Genomic DNA, 4,231 nt, shown 5'->3' with positions numbered 1-4,231 from the left:
GCCACGGTATCGACGGTACTAGCCCATCCTTTCTCCATCGTGTTGTTTTGCTCGGGTGTCAGTTCTGGTTGTTGGGTTGGGGTGGTGGTTTCATGCGCTTTCTCCATTGTTGCCACAATCTTCGCCGTGTCACCATCGAGTCCCGCCATGGTGGTGAACTCTTCAGTGCGTGTGTAGTCTTGCCATTGCTCTTTCGCCTCGGCAATATCTTCCGGTTGGTAAGCGGTCATTAGGCGTTGGACGTCTGGTTGGTTTAATCCTATGTCTTTTTCCAAGTAATTCTGGAAGCCTTGAATCGCGTTGGCCGTAAAGCTGGCACTGCCAGAGTCGAGGCGCGTTTGAGTATTCGAGAGGGCGTTCAAGTCCGATTGGCTTTGCATGGCACTTACACCAAGAGACTTGGTGTTGCTGGCATTAATTGCAAAATCATGCGCAAACTGCTCAACCGACGTTCGGGTGTCTTTATTGTCCACCTGCGTGCCGGCACTGGTCACGGCATTGGCCCCTTCGGTGTATTGCTGCGTGGCTTGCTCAAGCTGCTGCTTTTGCTCGGCATTCATATTGCTGTAAGCCGTACGCTCATCATCAGACCATTTCACGCCGCCACTGGCGCCCAAATTGAATGGCGATGCCCCTTTGCCTGTTCCTAGGCCACCCTCGAAGCCGCCATAGACACTTTGCAGGTAAGCTTTTGATTGGTCTATCGTCCAACCCGTTTGTTGAATCACGCTGTCAACCGCCGTTTGCATGTCATTCATACCTTGGCTGACTTGAGTATTAAAGCCACTGGTGCTGCCTTCACCGTAAGCCAGGTTTTTACCCACACTATCATGCCAGCGGTCGCTCAGTGCCGCGCCTCCTTGGAGGGTTTGAGCCAGTTGGGTGCTAGTTTGAGCAAGGTTTTGCTGCGTTTGGCTGCGGGCATTCGCCACACTCTCTTGCAGCATGCTTTGCGTGTTGGCGCTGATGTTGCCGCGACTGGTGATTTGTGAGCTGTCGTAGGTGGTGCGCCCATCTCCGTGTTGTGTGGTCACCGAGCCGTCTGGGTTTTGGGTGTAGCTGTGACCTTGGTTGGCGAGGGTATTGGTATCAAACTTATTGGCATGGGTGTTGTTCATGCTGTGGTTGTCAATCTGCATACTGCCAAAATCCAGATTACCCGTGGACGCTGCAGCGCTCGCTCTGGCATTGGTCGAGTTAATCATGCTCGAGAGCTGGTAGTTCATGCTCGACATGACTTCTTGACCGCCTTTTAAAATGCCTTTGGCTATCATAGGGACGCCTATCATCAATATACCCGTGATCCAGGCGAAGCGGCTGTGAAGCTCATCCGCGGCATTCGCGTTGGAAAGCACTAGCCCCCCGAACTTACCCGAGACATCCGTAGACAGAGATTCCAGTCCCCAAAGCTGAAAGCCGTTGATGATGGCAAACAAGGCTGGCCAGGTGGCCAAAAAGGCAAACGTCCCAAAATAGTTTTTTAACACCATCATGGTCAAGCCAGGAATGACCGCGGCCCCGGCCACAAAGAAGCCTAGGCACGCGAACAACATAAACATCATGGTATGGAGCATCGGCAAGTATTCTCTTGCCATCAAACCTAATGACGCCCACATTGAGGTGGTTTGCAGTTTATTGGTGGTATAAGCGTAATTGAGCGCAGCTTGCGTTGGGTCGAGGCTATCAAGGTTGTAGCGTAGCTCGTTCATCAGCATGTTTTGTTTGATGGTGCTGGACGCGCTGGTACTCATTCTAAAAAATTTGTCGTAGCTGCGGGTGAGTGACTGCACCACTTGCGGCTTATAACGGTCCGCGTCTTTGCCAAGCAATTGATGCGCTAACAAGCTCATGTTTTTATTGGCGGCATCATCAAAGCGCTGCTTGATGATAGGGTAAGCTTCTTCACATCGCTTGTAGGTGCTTCGGCCGCCGCCTTCATCAAGATAAAGGGCGCGCAACGGGCTTTGCCTAACGCCGTCTAAAAAGGCAAAAATATCAGGGGCGGTAAAGAGTTCATCCCAGGTGTATTTCCCATTGATTCTCACATCCCCAATCATGCAGTTATGAAAGTAGTCTCGCCAGAGTTTTTGCAGCGCCAGCTCATTAATCCTGGATTGTCTTGAGAGCTGATACAGCTCCGAGCCAAACAACATCCCAGTACGACCATAACGCTCATCGTCGGAGGTGGTGAAAATGCCTTCCACACCTTCGGCCATCCCCACCATGATAGAAGAGAAAAAGTAAGTAGGCACGGCCACGAGGTAAGGGACATTATCCACCTTGTAAGCCTTACCCGGTTGCGTCTTATCAATGATGAGCATGTCGGCTTTCATGTTGATAAGAAACAGGGGTACGGCAAAGAACACCACCATCCATTTGATGAGGTCTTTGGGGTTACGTGACAGCATGAAGATAAACAAACTGGTGATAAGCCCCAGCATCATGCACATCTGTAAGTAATCCCCAAAGGTATTGGTTCTAAAAAAAGTGGCCAGCGCATTAAAGGCTTTGTTGACCACTTCGCCGGAAGTGTAAGTGTAATATTCGAGTATCATAGGTCAGTTCCCATAAGCCGGGGTAGGTTTGGTGGTCGTGCTGATTTCTTTTGTGCTTTGCTGCGTGGTCTTTCTTTGCGAGTCAATCAGTTGATTGCGGTTGTTGAGCGCCTCAATGGCGTTCTCAGCCAGCCCCGCGGTAAAGCGTTTGGCGTTATCGATATCACGAGTGATGAGGGCGATGTCATCCTGGCTGTTGTTGGTGTTGGCCAAGGATTGGCGGGCAACATTTAACATGCTCACGAGGTACTGATTAAGCAGCTCCACCGCTATCATTCGCGAGTAGTTGCTGGTATCGGGGGTTTGATTGGCGGATAAGTCGTCAATAAAGAACTTGAGTACCGGCGTTTGAATCAGCTCCAGAAAACCCTCTTGTTGACGCGTGAGTCTTTGGTCGGTGGCTATCTTTTGCAGTATCGATTCCAGTTGTTTGCGTATCTGGTTTTGTATGCCGTTAGTTTGACTTATGGATAAGTTATTGCGCTTGGTAATGGTAATGCACGCATCTGGGCCTGTTTTGCGACACTGATAAACGTCAGCCTTGCCCCCTTCGAGCAGCACGTTGACGAGGTTGTTGTTGTCGGTCAAAAGGCTAGGGTAATAACGCGGATTGCCGTCTTTGTCGTACACGTAAGAGCCTGACAAACTCATCATGAATTGCGCTAGATTTTTGTCGGAGGACAAAAAAGCGTTATTCATGATCGCAGACCAGACCACGTTGTGATTGGTTTGGGTCATGTCTTTCAGGGCTGGATCCTTTTTGGCGTCCTTTAGCTGACCCGCTGCTTTGCCTCCTGCGCCACATTCCTGCTGCCCTTGAACCCAATCTGAGAAGGCGTTGTTTTGTGTCCCAAGCGTCGCGCAGACATGCTTTTTGGTAGCAGGAGCGGCAAAGGCGGCCAGTCCACCGATGGACGCTTGCGCGGCTTCACAAGAGTTCACCGATTGATTGAGATATTTGTCGAGCCTGGCTTGGAGATTATCCAGGTTTTGCTTGAGCTGCGGTGCCCAGGTTTGCAGGGCTAAGTTGACAATAAAAGGAGGGGCATTATGAATAATGGCTTTGCCCAGTTTCACCAGTTGGTCTGAGCTGATGTGTGAAAATCCCCCCATAAACATATCAATGCCAGTGCACCCGGTACTGATGGAGGGGACAGTGACGCTGACCAACTGTGCATCGACAATTTGATTACGCACAAACAAACTGCCACCGGTGTAGTAGTTGGCCGATTGCCCTTGGTAAGCCGTCGGGGTTGAGACGTTGGCGTTGTACCCTGAGTTATCAAAAAAGCGGGCCAGCGAGTGGTTGGTGTCGGCGTGACTTACGCCTGATAAGCTGATGAGAAATAAAGGAATAACTCGCTTATTCACCGCAACGGTGGACAAGTGGTGGAAAAGTGAGCGCTTCATTGGAGAGCCTCCTGCACTCGCGGATCGTTAAGGGCGTTCTGAATGCTTTGGGCAAGCGTGCTTTCTGGTACGTCTCCAATGCTCAGACGTGAGAACTTACGGCTGTTCACGTTCATTAAGAAGGTCGCAGGCATGACCGTTTTTCCCTGGCCTGGGAAAAAGGTCTTGCCTATCTCTGGTGTGACAGGAATAGGGACCTCAAACCCTGGAAGGCCCGGCCCATCAACAGAGAAGGCGTAAACCGGCAATTGAAATCGCTCGCCAAG

General features: G+C 50.8%; 2 protein-coding genes and 1 pseudogene. All 3 read right to left on the bottom strand.

The genetic code is table 11. The features are described 5' to 3' along the window. On the bottom strand, window positions 1-2,555 hold a 2,555-nt coding region (locus AB4513_RS24140; protein ID WP_136975488.1), incomplete at its 3' end, for a conjugal transfer protein TraG N-terminal domain-containing protein. Window positions 2,556-2,558: 3 nt separating this feature from the next. Then, window positions 2,559-3,965: a conjugal transfer protein TraH gene (locus AB4513_RS24135; RefSeq protein ID WP_016800101.1), complete on the bottom strand. Its 1,407-nt coding sequence runs from the start codon at window positions 3,963-3,965 to the stop codon at window positions 2,559-2,561. Beyond that, window positions 3,962-4,231, bottom strand: a pseudogene (locus AB4513_RS24130) (type-F conjugative transfer system pilin assembly thiol-disulfide isomerase TrbB); the annotation flags it as partial. The pseudogene AB4513_RS24130 and the gene AB4513_RS24135, both read right to left, overlap by 4 nt.

The sequence above is a fragment of the Vibrio sp. 10N.222.54.E6 genome, assembly GCF_041473955.1.
GTDB classification, from domain to species: domain Bacteria; phylum Pseudomonadota; class Gammaproteobacteria; order Enterobacterales; family Vibrionaceae; genus Vibrio; species Vibrio tasmaniensis_A.
This window is presented reverse-complemented; position numbering and strand designations above follow the sequence as displayed.

What these genes read in the sequence shown, in the direction of transcription:
- AB4513_RS24135 (WP_016800101.1), bottom strand. Translation starts at nt 3,965, where the DNA reads ATGAAGCGCTCACTTTTCCACCACTTGTCCACCGTTGCGGTGAATAAG.